Source organism: Nocardia sp. NPDC058666 (assembly GCF_042714895.1).
Lineage (GTDB): Bacteria > Actinomycetota > Actinomycetes > Mycobacteriales > Mycobacteriaceae > Nocardia.
This window is the reverse complement of record NZ_JBHXRY010000011.1, coordinates 110,779-125,844: the sequence shown is the minus strand read 5'-3', so window position 1 is coordinate 125,844 and position 15,066 is coordinate 110,779. Positions and strand designations below refer to the sequence as shown.

Here is a 15,066-nt window from a genome sequence, read left to right as displayed (position 1 = left end):
CCGTAGGCGGTCTCGGCGTCGGGCGCCGCGGTTAGCCGATGACACGGGAAAGATCACAGTCTCGACCAGCTATCTCATCGCACTCCCTACAAAGCGCTCACTGGTCGTTGTGTGCTTGCGAGGTCACCGGCCAGATCGGCAGGCGCAGCGCGGCCGTGGCGGTGGCGGGCACGACGGGCGAGTTCGGGGCCACGACGGGAATCCGGCGATACGGTTCGTCCATGGTCGGGCGGGGGTCCGGGTCGCCGTTGTTGGGCCACAGTGCCGCGGCGCGTTCGGCTTGGGCCGCGATCGTCAGTGACGGATTCACGCCCAGGTTGGCCGAGATCGCCGAACCGTCAACGACGCTCAGGCTCGGGTACCCGTGGACGCGGTGGTACGGGTCGATCACGCCGGTGCTCGCGTCGGTGCCGATCACGCAGCCGCCGATGAAATGCGCGGTCATGGGCACATTGAACACGTCGGGCCACGTACTGCCCGGTGTCGCACCGAGTTTCGCGGCCACGTGCCGGGTCGCCTCGTGACCGGGCGGGATCCAGGACGGGTTGGGTTCGCCGAAACCCTGCTTGCTGGTGAACCGGCGACCGAACAGGCCGCGTCGGGTGTAGGTGGTGATCGAATTGTCCAGGCTCTGCATCACCAGCAGCACCAGCGTGCGCTCGCTCCACCGGTTGGTGCGCAGCAACCGCACGGTTTGCACGGGGTGACGGCCGGCGATCAGCAGCACCTGCGACCAACGCGGCAGGCGTTTGTCGCCGTCGACGAGGTAGGTGTTGAGCAACCCCATGGCGTTGGAGCCCTTGCCGTAGCGCACGGGCTCGACGTGGGTGTTCGGGGTGGGGTGGAACGAGGACGTGATGGCCACGCCCTGGGTGATGTCGACCGACGGGTCGACCTCGGTGCGGCCCGCGCCGAGGATGGCTTCGGAGTTGGTGCGGGTCAGTACGCCCAGGTGTGGGGAGATCGCGGGAAGTGTCGCGGTGTCGCGCATTCGGAACAGCAGGTGCTGGGTTCCCCAGGTGCCCGCGGCCAGCACGACCTGGCGTGCGGACACGGTCGCGCGGCGTTTGCGGACCCAGCTGCCCGTGCGTTCGGTGTCGACCAGCCAGCTGCCGTCGGATTGCGGGCGAATCGCGGTCACCGTCGTCATCGGCGAAACCTGGGCACCGGCCTTTTCCGCCAGTCCGAGATAGTTCTTGACCAGGGTGTTCTTCGCGCCGTGGCGGCAGCCGGTCATGCATTCACCGCACTCGATACACCCCGTGCGCTCTGGCCCGACACCACCGAAATAGGGGTCGGCCGCCTTCTTGCCCGGCTCACCGAAGTACACACCGACCGGCGTGGGCACGAACGTCTCCCCGACGCCCATCTCCTTGGCCACCGCCTCGATGATGATGTCGGCCGGTGTCATGCGCGGGTTGCGCACCACGCCCAGCATCCGCCGCGCCTGGTCGTAATGCGGGCTGAGCTCGGCATCCCAATCGGTGATATCGGCCCACTGCTTGTCGCCGAAGAACGCCGCACCCGGCTTGTAGAGCGTGTTGGCGTAATTCAGCGACCCGCCACCGACCCCCGCCCCGGCAAGAATGAAACAGTCACGCAACCGATGAATCCGCTGAATCCCATAACACCCCCACCGCGGCGCCCACAGATACCGCCGCATATCCCAGTTGGTAGTCGCGAAATCCGCATCCTCGAACCGCCGACCAGCCTCCAGGACACCGACCCGGTACCCCTTCTCCACCAGCCGCAACGCCGTAACACTGCCACCGAAACCGGACCCGACGATCAACACGTCGTAGTCGTAGGAAGCGGTGGCGTCTGCGCGGGAATCATCTAACACGGACCGACGGTAGAACCTCCCACAGCCATCCGATCAATTCGCCGCGCCCACTGGACTTACTCACGACCGCGGGCGTGGAACTTTGGCATGGATGACAGCGCAGGCCCGCGACCCGCCGCGAACCGCGACGGAGATTTCTCGGCCTCGGAGAGAACCTTCTTGTCGGTTTCCGCGGCCGCGTCGATGGTATTCGTTCTCGTCGGCGTAGTGGTCTATCGCGATCGAGCCGGTGCGGCCGTCATTCTCGGCGCGCAGGTCGTCTTGTGGATCACCCTGGTCGCCGTTCTTGCCTCGGGCATCGGATTGATGGCTTTCGGGTCCATCCCCGCGATCGGGTGGTTGATGGCGGTCGGCGTCGGATTCGAGTTCACGACGACGCTGACAGATCCACCCCGGCTCGATCAATTCCGGCGACCGGGCAACCCGATCCACTGACCAGCCCGGATTTCGCCATCACCCGAGCGGATGAACCTCGGTCGGGACGCTGGTGGCGGCCGCCCAGTGCATCAGGCAGTCGCGGGTGTCGAAGTGGCGTACGTCCCCGGCGCCGAGGTCGACAGTGATCCAGCGATTGTTGACGTCGTGGTCGATCCGCTGCCAGCTGTCGCAACCATCCCGGTCACAGTGTCGTGCCAAGGCCATCTGAACTCCTACTTCGATACGAAGGGGTTCATGTTATACGGGCGTTCGCTGTGGTCAGGACCACTATCCCGACTTGGGGGTGCTGTGCAGTTGATGGATCCGTCGTACTCGTCCGTCGGCGGCGACTGTGCCGAGCATGATCCACTCGATCACCATGTGCCCGAGCTTGCGGTGTTCGGCCTCCATGCGGCAGCGCGCGGCGAATCGGTCGCCGTCTACGAGCAGGTCGTGGATGTGGACGTGGACGGCGGTGGCGTTCTTGCGGGAGGGGGTTGCGTGGGCGATGAGCTTGGCGCGATCGAGGTCGATGCCGTTGCTGCGCCAGCTCACGTCCTCGGTCATGGCGCGGTCCACGATGTCGGCGGGGTCCTCGTCGGAGAGGGCGATGTCGCGGGTGTAGTCGATGAGCAGTCGTCGGGCTGCGCGTTCCGTTATCTCTGACATACCTGACAAGCGTAAGAGCGCAGCTATCATTGTCAATCGTGTCAGAGATAAGGCGGCGGCGTCAGCGGGTAGAGGTCGGACGTAACAGGTCGGCGCTGGTGGCCGCCGCGATTCGGGTGCTGGGTGTGCGCCCGGAGGCGAGCATGTCCGAGATCGCCGCGGCGGCGGGAGTCTCGCGGCAGACCGCGTACGCGCACTTCGGTACCCGTGAGATGCTGCTCGCCTCGGTGCGTGACGAACAGAGCCGACGGTCGATCGATGTGTTGACCGCCGCCGATCTCGAAACCGGTACTGCCACTGCGGCTCTGGGCCGGTTCATCGCCGCGGTCACCTCCCTGTTGGCACAGCAGACGCGTTTCGACTCTGTGGACAGCGACTCCACCGCGGATGCCGCCCGCCATGTGCCGATCGAACAGCTGCTGGGCGCACTCATCGGGCGCGGACGCGAAAGTGGTGAATTCACCACGGATCTGGATACCCAGTGGCTGGTGGCGGCGACGATCGCGCTGGGCCACGCCGCCGAGCAGCAGCTGCGCGCGGGCCACTCGGATGTGACGACCGTGGCCGCGCAGTTTCGCTGCTCGGTGCAGCGCCTGTACGGCGCCGAAACGCGCTGACCGGGCTCGGCGCGATGCCGAACCCGGTCAGGTGAGGGCTGAAACCGACTACGCGGGCAGGCGGGCCTCGATTGCGGCGATGATGCGGGGGCGCAGGTCGGCGACGCTGACGATGGCGTCTACCGAGCCGACCTCGACCGCGCGCTGGATGTTGTGGACGCGGTCGAATTCCGCGGCTACGTCGCCCAGTTTCTCGGCGCGGACCGAGGAGCGGGTTTCGTCGAGTTCGGCGGCCAGGGTCGCGCGGTCGGTGCCCACGGCGTTGGCGGCCTGGGTTTCCAGGTCGCGCACGCGGGGGTCGGCGGCGGTTCTGGCGTTGACCTCGCCGGCGAAGACCACCGCGGCGGCGGGGGCGCCGCCCAGGACCGAGGCGAACGAACCTTCCAGGGCCAGCACCGTCATGTTCGGGTTCAGGGCCTTCGAGAAGACCACGAAGGCGCCGCCGTGGTAGCGCGAGATCACGCAGAACACGATGGGGCCGTCGAAATTGACGATGGCGCGGCCGATTTCGGCACCGTACTCGAGTTGCAGTTTGCGCATCGATTCGGGGGAGCCGTCGAAACCGGACAGGTTGGCCAGCACCACCAGCGGACGGTTGCCGCTGGCGGCATTGATGGCCCTGGCGGCCTTCTTCGACGAGCGCGGGAACAGGGTGCCCGCGGTGTAGGTGTCGGGGCCGTCGGTGGACGGGAAGCCGCGTCGGGCCACATTGCGTGACTCGATGCCCAACAGGCACACCGGAATTCCGCCCAGGTGCGCATCGTGCACGACCGCGGTTTCGGCGTCGGCCATGCCTGCCCAGCGTTCCAGGACGGGATGGTCCTGGTCGGCCAGTGCCTTCATGACGGTGCGAATGTCGAAGGGCTTCTTGCGATCCGGGTTGGCCGCGGCGGAGAAGATCTCGCCGACCGTGGCAAACGTGCTGTCGGCCAACACATGCGGGAAGTCCGAGATATCGCGGTCCATCGGGTCGCTGGTCTCCGCGCGACGCGGTGCCTGCTCGCCGGGGGCCACGTACGTGTGGTCGTAGTGCGCCATGAGCACGTCGCGCGCGGCGGACAGGTTCGGTGCCCAGTACTGCGCCTGGCCGTTGGGGCCCATCACACGGTCGTAGCCGCCGATGCCGAAGTTGTCCTCGGCGGACACGCCACCGGAGAAGTCCAGGGACTGCTTGCCGGTGAGCACCATGGCCGAATCCGGGGTCATGATCAGCACGCCCTTGGTGTGCATGAGCATGGTGGCCTCGGCGTTCCAGTACGGCTGCGCGCCGACGTTGATGCCCGCGACCACGATGTTGATCTCGCCGCCGCCCTGGGTGAATTCGACGATGCGCTTGAGCGCGGCCGCCACCCAGTCCATGTTCTCGGTACCCGACGCCATCGAGATGCGCGCGCCCGAGGACAGCGCGTACCACTCGAGCGGCACCTGCAGTTTCTCGGCCAGATCCAGTGCCGCGATCACCCGACGGCATTCCGGCTCCGACAGTGCGCCAAGGGATTTGGTGGGATCGCCCAGCAGCAGCACGCGGGTCACGCCCTGCGGATGCTGCACGGTCGGTGTGGTCACCACACCGGCGACGATCGCGGCCTTGTTGTGCCCCTTGGGCCGCTGCACCGGCACCAGCGCGTGCTCGGCGTCGAGGTCGTACTCGGCGAATTCGCCCAGCAGCGAAGTCAATTCGTACGGGTACACCGTGTTGCGGGCCGCGGCGCGCAACACCTTCTGGCGGTATTCGTCGAGCGGCTCGACCGGCTCGTCGGTGCGTTCACCCACGGTCACGTCGGTGCCGCCGTCGGGACGCAGGGTGATCCGCACGCCGATCTTGGTCAGTTCGCCGGTGTCGGTGTCGCGCTGACGGGCGATGAGCAGGATCTCCTCGAGCCCCGCGCCCGCGGCGGCGGGCAGCACGTGCCCACCGATGGTCTCGAGCTCCGCGCGGGTGACATCCATCGGCGGCCAGATGTACATCACGATGCGGTTGGTGTTCAGCCGCTTGGCATTGGGCATCCGCGACTGGGCCCGACGGATCGAGTCCACACAGGTGGCGATGGCGGCCTCGGCGGTGGGCAGGGCGACCAGGCGGCCGTCGTGGTCGCGCAGGGCCGCCAGGTCGCGGACCTGGGCGAAGGCGATGAAGCGGTCGTCGGACGGGTTGTCCTTGGCCACGCCGCGGAACAGGTAGACCTCTTCGTCCGAGGACGGCAGGCGGGTGAGGTCGAACTTGCGCAGCCGCTCGAGCTGCATCCGCTGCGCGATGTACGGGTGCAGGCCGCGGATCAGTCGTTCCTCGACCATGCCGGTCACCGACGGCCGGAAAGTGAAGTGGTGGTGCATGATCGAGCCGCCGCTGCCCGCGACGGTGGCGGTGATCCGGTGCACCTGATTCGGTACCGGGTGCGCGCCGAGCACGGCTTCCAGTGCCGCGGCCATCGCGTCGAAGTCCTCGGGCTGGGCTTCCCAGCTGAGGTAGATGTCGGCGTCGATAGACGAAGCCCCACTGGCCAATTCGGCCAGTCCGTCCAGCGCGGTGCCGAGTTTGTCGAAACTCACCGCGGTGGACACCAGTAGTGAACCGTAGCGTTGCGCGACCACGAAGGTGGTGTCACCGACCTGGTCGGTGCGCACGTCGGCCAGGCCCTTGTTGCCGTAGTAGCGGCGGGTCAGCACCTCGAGCATCGGGGTGTGATCGGGCTTGTTCCGCTCGAGCCGCTGACCCAGCAACCGCACCAAAGGCTCTGTGCTGCGCACCATTTCGGCGATGCGGGCGGTGCGATCGTCGGCGGTGGGGTTGGCGTCGAGGTAGCTGAGGTGCTTGCGCACGTTGGTGTAGACGCGGGCGCGGTTGCGGCGCAGCAGCGGCTGGCCGTACCAGCCGTAGACCAGGCCGCGGGCCAGGTCGGCGATCACCGGGAAACGCACCTGCGTGGCGGCGACCAGGCGCTCGAGCGCCAGGCCGACGGGTTCGCGCAGCACCTGGTCGGGCATCGGCTCGGTCAGCCATTCGCGCAGCAGCGCGGTGACCACGGTGACGGTGTCGGTGGGGCGCTGCTGGGCCAGGAAGATCCGGAAGACCGCCGCTTCCAGGTCGGGCGAACGGTCCAGTTCGGTGATGCCGTAATGCCGCAGTGCCGCACCGAGTTTGGCCTGGTAGGCCTGCGGCAGTCCGGCCCGTTCGACGTCGAGGCTCTGCAGGTAGGTGTGGAAGTGTTCGCGGGCGCTGTGGACGTGACCCTGGCCGTGATCGTCGTCGGCGGCCCGGTTGTGGCTCAGTTCGGCCAGGTCGGCGAACATCTGCACCAGTTCCAGCTCTTCGGCCAGCGGTCGCAGGTTGTCGGCGACGGCTTCGCGGCGGGCGGTGAGGTAGTCGTCGAGCACGCGGTGGTCGTCGTGCGGGTCCACGTCGAAGCCCAGCAGCAGACTGCTCAGGTCCTGCAGCCCGCGGGCCACGCGCTCGTGCGCGCGCAAAGGCGATGTCTGACTGGGCAAGTCGAGTTCGACGGTGCCGGTGGCCACGGTCTCGACGGCTTCGTCACCGTCGTCGGCCAGGGGTTCCAGGCGCATCAGCGGCGCGCCCGCTTCGACCTGGCTGCCGACCGAGACCGTGCATTCCTTCAACCGTGCGCGGAACGGCGCGCGCAGCACCGTTTCCATCTTCATGCTCTCGAGCACCAGCAGCGGTGCCCCGGCCTCGACCTCGGCACCGACTTCCAGGGGCGTGCCGACGACCAGCGCGGGCGCGGGGGAGCGGACCACGCCGCCTTCGTCGCGGCTGATCCGGTGGGTCACGCCGTCGACGTCGACCACGTGGGTGGGTCCGTGGGTGCCGGTGATCAGGCGGTAGCGGGTGCCGTTGACCACGATCTGACCGGTGTGGTCGTCGAAACGCTCGAGATCGACATCGGCGGTGCGCAGGTCGCCACCTGCTTCGATACCGACCCGGAATCGGTGCGCGCCGATCCGGGCCACCCGCACGCGATAGCTCGCGCCGCGCAGCTTCAGATCCAGGGGCCGTCCCGATTCGTGCTGCACCTGCGGACGCCCACCGGACGCGGTCGACAGCAGTCGGTGTCGTTCGGCGCGCTCGTCCTCTTCGTAGGCGTCGATCGCGGCCACGGCCAGCGCGACGGTGGAGTGCCGGTGCGTGACCAGGCGGCCTTCGTTGCGGACCCGGTCGATCCAGCCGGTGTCGGCGCTGGCGTCGATGACCTCGGGCTGGTCGAGCAGGTCGAGCACGAAACTCTTGTTGGTCGCGCCGCCTTCGATGACGACCCGGGTCTGCGCCATGGCTCGGCGCAGGCGGCCCAGTGCCTCGTTGCGGTCGCGACCGTAGGCGATGATCTTGGCGATCATCGAGTCGAAGTCGGCGGGAATGGTGTCGCCCTGGCTCACGCCGGTGTCGACGCGAATACCGGGGCCCGCGGGCAGATCCAGGCGCACGATGCGACCGGGGGCGGGCGCGAAGTCGCGGTCGGGGTCCTCGGCGTTGAGCCGGGCTTCGATGGCGTGGCCGCGCTCGGCGGGCGGCTCACCCTCGAGTCGGCCGCCCGAGGCCACGTGCAGCTGCGCGTGCACCAGATCGAAACCGGTGGTGAGCTCGGTGATGGGGTGCTCGACCTGCAGGCGGGTGTTGACCTCGAGGAACGCGAACAGCTGGTCACCGGGGTGATACAGGAACTCCACGGTCGCCGCGCCGCAGTACCCGACCGCGATCGCCAGTCGTTCGGCGGAGGCCTTCAGCTCAGCGGTCTGTTGCGCGCTCAGCACGGGGGAGGACGATTCCTCGATCACCTTCTGATTGCGGCGCTGCACCGAGCAGTCGCGCACGCCGAGCGCCCATGCGGTGCCTTGACCGTCGGCGATGACCTGGACTTCGACGTGCCGTGCACCGGTGACCAGGCGCTCGAGGAACACCACGCCGCTGCCGAACGCGCGCGCGGCTTCCTGCTTGGTGCGCTCGTAGGCGTCGACCAGTTCGGCTTCGTTGGTGATCACGCGGATGCCGCGACCGCCACCACCGGCGGTGGCCTTCAGCATCAGCGGGTAGCCGATTCCGGTCGCTGCTTCGATGGCGTCTTCGACGGTGTCGACCGCGCCGCGGCTCCAGGGGGCGACCGGGACGCCGACTTCCTCGGCGATGAGCTTGGCGCCGATCTTGTCACCGAGCTTGCGCATCGCGTCGGCGCTGGGCCCCACGAAGGTGACCCCGATGTGCTCGCACAGTTCGGCGAACGCGGGATCTTCGGCGACGAAGCCCCAGCCCACCCAGGCGGCGTCGGCCTTGGTGGCCAGCAGTGCCTTCTCCAGGGCCTTGAGGTCCAGGTACGGTCGCGCCGAGGCCGGACCGAGGTCGTAGGCGATGTCGGCTTCGCGGACGAAGGTGGCGTTCCGGTCGACGTCGGTGTGCAGCGCGACGGTTTCGATCGGTAGCCCGGTCGCCGCCGCCAGATCACGGACGGCATGGATGAGGCGCATGGCGGCCTCGCCCCGATTCACGATGGCGATACGGCTGAACACTGCCCGACTCCTTCCATTCCCCGAGGGACATCGTCCTTCGGGTGAGGTTTGCAACTCCCGGTCCGTGCGCAGTCTGCACCCCCGTGCCTCATATAGAAACACCGAGACGGGGTTACCGGCACGTAGCCGGACACTGTCGGCCGCGCAGCACCCTACAACCTCGATGCGACAGGCAGTCGCGGAAACGGTCAGATCCCCCAAGCAAGTGGACGGTCGAGGTCTGCGGTCCCCGACCATCCACTTACCCGCAGATCGTATCAATCATGTTGACCGACAACACATTCGAAGTGACATCAGGCTCGTTCGGGCTCCTTCACCGGGCGCACCCGCACCACCTGCCCGGACTCGAACGCACCGCCTTCGGCCAGCACCCGCGTCTCGACATCGGTGACTTGCAGGGCGGGCGCTGTCGCCAGCGTCGAGCCGGCCTTGCGACCACCTCCGATCATGTTGAACACGATGTTGAGCACCACCGCGACGATGGCGGTGGTGCTGATGCCGGAGTGGAAGATCGTTTCGAACCAGCTCGGGAAGCGGTGCCAGAAGTCGGTTTTCACCACGGGAATCAGACCGGCGCCGATCGCGATGGCGACCACGATCAGATTGTTGGTCCCGTCGTAGTCGACCTTGCCCAGGGTGCGGATGCCGCTGGCGGCCACGGTGCCGAACAGGGCGATGCCGGCACCGCCGAGAACCGCGGTCGGGATCATCCCCACGACCGCCGACGCGATCGGCGACAGGCCAAGTACCAGCAGCACCGCGCCACCCGCCGCGACGGCGAATCGGGATTTGACGCCGGTGATCGCCACCAGGCCCACGTTCTGGGCGAACGCGGTCGCGGGGAAGCTGTTGAACACCGGGGACAGGGCCGAGGAGGCGAGGTCGGCGCGCAAGCCGTCGCCCACGCGTCGCGAGTCGACCTTGGTGCCGACGACTTCGCCCACCGCGAGCACGTCCGCGGTCGTCTCGACCATGATCACCAGGATCGCGATGGTCATCGACACGATCGCGCCGATCTCGAACAGCGGCATCCCGAAGGCGAACGGCTGTGGCACCGCGACGATGCCCGCGCTGCCGATCGCCGAGGTGGACACCTTGCCGAACGCGGCGGCCACGAGCGTGCCGATGACAAGGCCGAGCAGGATCGCCATGCGCGCGAGTTTGCGCGACTTGGCCAGCAGCACAATGGCACCCAGCGTGAAGAACGCCAACCCGATATCGCCGGGATTGAGATAGTCGGGGTTCGCGGTGGCGGTGCCGTTGACCATGGTCGTCTTCTGCCCGGTGATCCAGCCCGCGGCCACCGGCATCAGCGACAGGCCGATGACGGTGATCACCGAACCTGTGACCACCGCGGGGAAGAACCGCAGCATCCGGCCGAAGATCGGCACGAGGAGGAAACCGATCACCGATGCGACGATCACCGCGCCGTACACCGTGCGCAGGCCGTCGCGTCCGTCGGTGCCGATGATCGCCAGCATCGTGGCCACGGTCGCGAACGAGACACCTTGCACCAGGGGAAGTTTGGACCCCAGATAGGGCAGGCCGAGGGTTTGCAGCAGGGTGGCCGCACCGCCGACGAACAGACAGCACGAGACCAGCAGCACCTTGTCCGCGGCCGACAGCTGTGCGGCGCTGCCGATGATCAGCGGCACCGCGATGACACCGCCGAACATGGCGAGGATGTGCTGCAGTCCGTAACCGAATGTGGTTGCTAGAGGTAGCGTTTCGTCTTCGGGTCGAGCCGGTGTGGTCATGATGATCTCCGTTGATCGGTGAGTCCGTGCCTTTCAGAGTGCGTCAGATCCGGTCCGGTTCGAGCCAGAACGTGACAGTTGCCTTCGCGAACGGTCAGGATGGACAGATGTCGAGACGGGAACTCGTGGTGTTGGGCACGGCCGGGGCGGTGCCCACGCGACGGCGCAACCACAACGGGTATCTGCTGCGGTGGGACGGGCAGGCGGTGCTGTTCGATCCCGGCGAGGGCACGCAACGGCAGATGTCTCATGCGGGGGCGTCGGCGACCGAACTGCACTGGGTGTGTGTGACGCACTTTCACGGGGATCATTCGCTCGGGGTGCCCGGGATCGTGCAGCGACTGGGGCGTGACGGGGTGTCGCACGATGTGCACGCGGTGTTTCCCGCCGAGGGGGCCGAATATTGGGAGCGGCTCAAGTTCGCGACCAGCTATTACGGGTCGGCACCGCTGGTGGAGCATCCGATCAGCGGTGACGGAGAGACGTTGCAGGGCAACGGTTTCACGCTCGCGGCGCTGCCGCTGGACCACAGCATCGCCACCTACGGCTATCGACTCGTCGAGCCGGACGGACGCACGTTTCTGCCGGAAAAGCTTCGCGCACATGGTATTTCCGGTGCGGCGGTCCGGGAATTGAGCGGGCCGCTGCTGGAGGAGTGCTCGGTGCCCAGACCCGGTCAGAAGGTCGCGTTCGTGATGGATACGCGATTGTGCGACAACGTGTTCGCGCTCGCCGAGGGCGTGGACATGCTGATCATCGAATCCACGTTCCTGGATTCGGAGGAAGAGCAGGCGCGCGAACGCGGTCACCTCACCGCGCGGCAGGCAGGCGAAGTAGCCCGCGCGTGCGGCGTGCGAACCCTGGTTCTGACGCATTTCTCCGAGCGGTATACCGAATCCGACGACCGGCTGTTCCTCGAACAGGCAGGGTTCCCCGGCGCGGTTCTCGCCCACGATCTGGACCGCATCCCGCTGCCCGCTCGCCGAGCGAACTGATTGGTTTGCCGGTTTGGGGGCATGCCCAGGACAGGACGGTGTCGTCCTCGAAAGGAGCGTGCGCGCGATGAATCAGGCAGAAAAACAGTTCCCCGATAACGCTCGGACCACGCGGACACACGCGGGGGAGTCGATCAGAGACGCGCGGAACTGGCCCGGACTGGTGCTGTGCGCCGTCGGGCTGGTGCTGGTGGCGGCGACCCTCACCGCGGCCGGATACGGGTTCGCGGGCTGGGCCGTGATCGCCGGGGTGGCGTGCGTTCTATGCCTGGTGGTCGGAGTCTGGCTCGTGGTCGCGGAGCATCGGCGGGTGAAGGAGAACGACCTCGCCCTGCACGAACCGCGGGACCACTGAGGTGGTGGTGATCAGGGGGCCGCGTGTGTACCGACCGCAGGCCGATACCTGGTTGCTGGCTCGCGCGTTGCGGGAGGTGCCCACCCTGCGTGGTGGGCGCGTGCTCGACGTGTGCGCGGGCACGGGCGCGCTGACGTTGGCCGCGGCCGCTGCGGGCGCGGGGAGTCTGACCGCGGTCGACCTGTCGTGGTCGGCGTTGGCGTCGACCTGGATGAATTGTCGGCTGCGCGGGGTCGCGGTGGAACTGTTGCACGGCGATTTCGCGTCGGCGCTGCGGTTGCCGCGGTTCGACGTGGTGGTGGCCAACCCGCCGTATGTTCCCGCCGAACAGGCGGCGGGTCGCGGTGCGGCGCTGGCGTGGGACGCGGGGCCCGATGGGCGCAGTGTGCTGGATCGGTTGTGCGCGATGCTGCCGGATCTGCTCACCGACCGTGGCGTGGGACTGATCGTGCACTCGGCGGTCAGCGACCCGCAGCGCAGTTTGAGTCAGCTGCGTGAGCTGGGTGCGAACGCGCAGGTGGTGGCGACCGGGACGGTGCCGTTCGGGCCGGTGATGCGGGCTCGTGCCGCGTGGTTGGCGGCGAACGGGTTCATTCGGCCGGGTCAGCGCGAGGAGGAATTGGTGGTGATCCGTGTCGACCGAACCACGTCCCCCGTCGTCGCCGACCCCGCGTGAGGGGGCCCCGCCGAGGTCGACCCAGCTGACTGCCCCCGTCCTGCCGCTGGTCGAGTCGACCCAGAGTGAGCCGCGCCGTGTCGTGCTCACCGACGACGGCCCCGCGCTCATCGACGGGCCGATCGATCTGGTGACCGCCGACGGCGAAGTCCTGCACTGCGACCGTTTCGTCGTGGCTTTATGTCTGTGCCGCCGGTCCAGCACCTACCCCCTGTGCGACACCAGCCACCGCCGCCGTCATCGAAGGAGCACTGACCGATGACCCGTCGACTACCCGACCCGCGCGGCGAGCTTTCCGCCGCGGTGATCGAATTACTCACGCGCACACCAGGTTCCACCGTCCCACCCGTCCGCGAACTGGACCCCTACGGCGAAGACCTACACCTGACCCTGCACACCAGCTACGAACTGCACTACCAAGGTTTCACCGCCGTCGACGAGAACTGGGAATGGGACCCCGACCTGCTACGCCTGCGCCGCGACCTGGAAATTCAGTTCCGCACAGCCCTGCGTGCCGACGTCGCAGGCGGCGACAACGTCGACGAAGAACTCGACCTGCTCCTCGAACCCACCAGCGACACCGACGGCATCGCCGGCTTCCTCGCCGACCACGGCACCCCCGACCACCTGCGCGAATACTTCGCCCACCGCTCGATCTACCACCACATCGAAGCCGACCCGTACGCCTGGGTGATCCCGCGCCTACGCGGCCAACCCAAAGCCTCACTGGTAGCAGTGGAGTTCGACGAGTTCGGCGGCGGCCGAGGCGAACGCGTGCACGCCCAACTGTTCGCCGATCTGCTCGCGGGCGCCGACCTCGAACCGGCCTACCTGCACTACCTCGACAACGTCCCCGCCCCGATGCTCGCGCTGGTGAACATGATGTCGCTGTTCGGCCTGCACCGCGACCTGCGCGGCGCCCTGGTCGGCCATTTCGCCACCGCCGAGATCACCTCCTCGCCGGCCTCGCGCCGCCTGGCCGACCTCGCCCGCACCCTGCTCCCGCACCCCGCGTGCGCGCATTTCTACACCGAGCACGTGGAAGCCGACGCCGTGCACGAACAGGTGATGCGCCGCGATGTCATCGCCGGACTGCTGGCCGCCGAACCCGAACAGGCAGGCCCGATCGTGTTCGGTATCCAGGCAACGAACCTGCTGGAAGATCGCTTCGCCGACCATGTTCTGCAATCGTGGAACGACAACCGAAGTTCGCTGCGCGTGCCGCTCAGTGCACTCGCCGCACCTGCGTGAAAGTGATCGACACGGGGTAACCGCCCAGGTCGCGATCGTAGGGGTCGTGGTCGGCGACGAGGTGGTCGGTGATCGACGACATCACCTGCCAGCCGAAACCGGTCGTGTCGACGGGGTCGGTGTCGCCGCAGACCGCGCGCACACTGGTGCGGATGCGGAACCCGTCGGCGATCACGTCGCAGTGCAGTGCCGAGTCGGGCACCGCGCCCAGGATCAGGCAGGTCGCCGCCTCATCGAGCGCCACCCGGGTGTCCGCTACTTCGTCGACCGCGAAACCCGCGATCAACGCCACGGTCTCGGCGACTGCGCGCAGCATGACGATCTGGCCCAGATCGGCGTCGATCTGGATCTGAATCGCTGTCGCGTGTTCGGAGTCTGTGATGAGCCGGTCGCTCGAATCCATGAGGTCCTCCTCCCTGGCGTTGCGCCGGAGTTGGCTTCATGCAGCGCTTACCCCGGATCAGGGGGAGCGAAACAGCTCGTCAGCCGGGTTCGTAGCCCGATGCCTCGTCCACGGACCGGTAATACCGGAACAGCGGACGCACACCGACCAGATCCAGGGCGCGTTCCACCTCGCGGGTACCGGTGAGCAGTCGCAGGTCGACACCGTGCGCGCAGGCCTGCGCCTTGACCACCCCCAGCTGCGCGGCGACTCGGATGCTGAGGAATTCGGTATCGCGCAGATCCAGGATCACCACGCGCGCACCGGACCGCAGCGCGCGGTCCAACAGGGCGGCGAAGCGGGGCATGCGCGCCGCGTCGAGTTCGATTCCGGCGTGCAGAACCCAGCAGCCGGGGCGATGCGCATCGCGCAGGGCCAGTTGGGCAGCGGCGTGCACCGACGATCCGCGGTACCAGCGCAACCGGCTGGAGTGCCGACGATCCATCACGACAGACATAGAGCCTCCTGTGCGACAGGGCAATTCCGGTTCGCACGACCGAAGGCCAGTGGCCGACGTTCGCGGGTGCCTG

14 protein-coding genes are annotated in these 15,066 nt (G+C 67.6%); 7 read left to right on the top strand and 7 right to left on the bottom strand.

Features of this window, described 5'->3' with window-relative positions; genetic code table 11:
• Positions 1-97 precede the first annotated feature (97 nt).
• The gene (locus tag ACFWVD_RS22155) at positions 98-1,843 is read right to left on the bottom strand and encodes an FAD-dependent oxidoreductase (protein ID WP_379245667.1); all 1,746 of its coding nucleotides are present in this window, start codon (positions 1,841-1,843) and stop codon (positions 98-100) included.
• Positions 1,844-1,930: 87 nt separating this feature from the next.
• Between ACFWVD_RS22155 and ACFWVD_RS22150 the strand changes: the two genes are divergently transcribed.
• On the top strand, positions 1,931-2,278 hold the full coding sequence (locus ACFWVD_RS22150; protein ID WP_379245665.1) for a hypothetical protein: 348 nt from the start codon (positions 1,931-1,933) through the stop codon (positions 2,276-2,278).
• An 18-nt stretch (positions 2,279-2,296) separates the two neighbouring features.
• Here ACFWVD_RS22150 and ACFWVD_RS22145 read toward each other — a convergent pair whose 3' ends face one another.
• Positions 2,297-2,485: a hypothetical protein gene (locus tag ACFWVD_RS22145; RefSeq protein ID WP_379245663.1), complete on the bottom strand. Its 189-nt coding sequence runs from the start codon at positions 2,483-2,485 to the stop codon at positions 2,297-2,299.
• A gap of 63 nt (positions 2,486-2,548) precedes the next feature.
• Positions 2,549-2,929, bottom strand: a complete 381-nt coding sequence (locus ACFWVD_RS22140) for a nuclear transport factor 2 family protein (protein ID WP_379245661.1) — start codon at positions 2,927-2,929, stop codon at positions 2,549-2,551.
• A gap of 38 nt (positions 2,930-2,967) precedes the next feature.
• On the opposite strand from ACFWVD_RS22140, the gene ACFWVD_RS22135 reads away from it, so the two are divergent.
• A complete protein-coding gene (locus ACFWVD_RS22135) occupies positions 2,968-3,546 on the top strand; it encodes a TetR/AcrR family transcriptional regulator (protein WP_379245659.1) in 579 nt (192 codons plus the stop codon).
• A 48-nt stretch (positions 3,547-3,594) separates the two neighbouring features.
• On the opposite strand, the gene ACFWVD_RS22130 is transcribed toward ACFWVD_RS22135, so the two are convergent.
• Both ACFWVD_RS22130 and ACFWVD_RS22125 read right to left on the bottom strand, forming a co-directional pair.
• Entirely contained in the window at positions 3,595-9,060 is a 5,466-nt protein-coding gene (locus ACFWVD_RS22130; RefSeq protein WP_379245657.1) for a carboxyl transferase domain-containing protein, read from the bottom strand.
• A gap of 293 nt (positions 9,061-9,353) precedes the next feature.
• Positions 9,354-10,817 (bottom strand): nucleobase:cation symporter-2 family protein, encoded by a 1,464-nt coding sequence (locus tag ACFWVD_RS22125; protein ID WP_379245655.1) that lies wholly within the window; start codon positions 10,815-10,817, stop codon positions 9,354-9,356.
• Positions 10,818-10,924: 107 nt separating this feature from the next.
• Between ACFWVD_RS22125 and ACFWVD_RS22120 the strand changes: the two genes are divergently transcribed.
• The 5 genes from ACFWVD_RS22120 (at position 10,925) to ACFWVD_RS22100 (ending at position 14,094) form a co-directional block, all read left to right on the top strand.
• Complete coding sequence (locus ACFWVD_RS22120) at positions 10,925-11,812, top strand: ribonuclease Z (protein ID WP_379245653.1); 888 nt, start codon at positions 10,925-10,927, stop codon at positions 11,810-11,812.
• Between the two features lie 67 nt (positions 11,813-11,879).
• Complete coding sequence (locus ACFWVD_RS22115) at positions 11,880-12,167, top strand: hypothetical protein (RefSeq protein ID WP_379245651.1); 288 nt, start codon at positions 11,880-11,882, stop codon at positions 12,165-12,167.
• Positions 12,168-12,192: 25 nt separating this feature from the next.
• The gene (locus ACFWVD_RS22110) at positions 12,193-12,843 is read left to right on the top strand and encodes a HemK2/MTQ2 family protein methyltransferase (protein WP_379245649.1); all 651 of its coding nucleotides are present in this window, start codon (positions 12,193-12,195) and stop codon (positions 12,841-12,843) included.
• Positions 12,800-13,105 carry a CDGSH iron-sulfur domain-containing protein gene (locus ACFWVD_RS22105; protein ID WP_379245647.1) on the top strand — a complete coding sequence of 102 codons (306 nt, stop codon included), beginning with the start codon at positions 12,800-12,802 and terminating at the stop codon, positions 13,103-13,105. The genes ACFWVD_RS22110 and ACFWVD_RS22105 overlap by 44 nt, the downstream gene beginning before the upstream one ends.
• Positions 13,102-14,094, top strand: coding sequence for an iron-containing redox enzyme family protein (locus ACFWVD_RS22100; RefSeq protein ID WP_379245645.1), 993 nt, complete (start codon positions 13,102-13,104; stop codon positions 14,092-14,094). The genes ACFWVD_RS22105 and ACFWVD_RS22100 overlap by 4 nt, the downstream gene beginning before the upstream one ends.
• On the opposite strand, the gene ACFWVD_RS22095 is transcribed toward ACFWVD_RS22100, so the two are convergent.
• On the bottom strand, positions 14,069-14,497 hold the full coding sequence (locus ACFWVD_RS22095) for an anti-sigma factor (protein WP_379245644.1): 429 nt from the start codon (positions 14,495-14,497) through the stop codon (positions 14,069-14,071). The genes ACFWVD_RS22100 and ACFWVD_RS22095 overlap by 26 nt on opposite strands.
• Before the next feature lie 79 nt (positions 14,498-14,576).
• A complete protein-coding gene (locus ACFWVD_RS22090; protein WP_379245642.1) occupies positions 14,577-14,993 on the bottom strand; it encodes an STAS domain-containing protein in 417 nt (138 codons plus the stop codon).
• Between the last annotated feature and the right edge of the window lie 73 nt (positions 14,994-15,066).

Excerpts from the sequence above, each read along its gene's own strand:
- ACFWVD_RS22150 (WP_379245665.1), top strand. The coding sequence starts at position 1,931 with ATGGATGACAGCGCAGGCCCGCGACCCGCCGCGAACCGCGACGGAGAT.
- ACFWVD_RS22145 (WP_379245663.1), bottom strand. The coding sequence starts at position 2,485 with ATGGCCTTGGCACGACACTGTGACCGGGATGGTTGCGACAGCTGGCAG.
- ACFWVD_RS22140 (WP_379245661.1), bottom strand. The coding sequence starts at position 2,929 with ATGTCAGAGATAACGGAACGCGCAGCCCGACGACTGCTCATCGACTAC.
- ACFWVD_RS22125 (WP_379245655.1), bottom strand. The coding sequence starts at position 10,817 with ATGACCACACCGGCTCGACCCGAAGACGAAACGCTACCTCTAGCAACC.
- ACFWVD_RS22120 (WP_379245653.1), top strand. The coding sequence starts at position 10,925 with ATGTCGAGACGGGAACTCGTGGTGTTGGGCACGGCCGGGGCGGTGCCC.
- ACFWVD_RS22115 (WP_379245651.1), top strand. The coding sequence starts at position 11,880 with ATGAATCAGGCAGAAAAACAGTTCCCCGATAACGCTCGGACCACGCGG.
- ACFWVD_RS22100 (WP_379245645.1), top strand. The coding sequence starts at position 13,102 with ATGACCCGTCGACTACCCGACCCGCGCGGCGAGCTTTCCGCCGCGGTG.
- ACFWVD_RS22095 (WP_379245644.1), bottom strand. The coding sequence starts at position 14,497 with ATGGATTCGAGCGACCGGCTCATCACAGACTCCGAACACGCGACAGCG.
- ACFWVD_RS22090 (WP_379245642.1), bottom strand. The coding sequence starts at position 14,993 with ATGTCTGTCGTGATGGATCGTCGGCACTCCAGCCGGTTGCGCTGGTAC.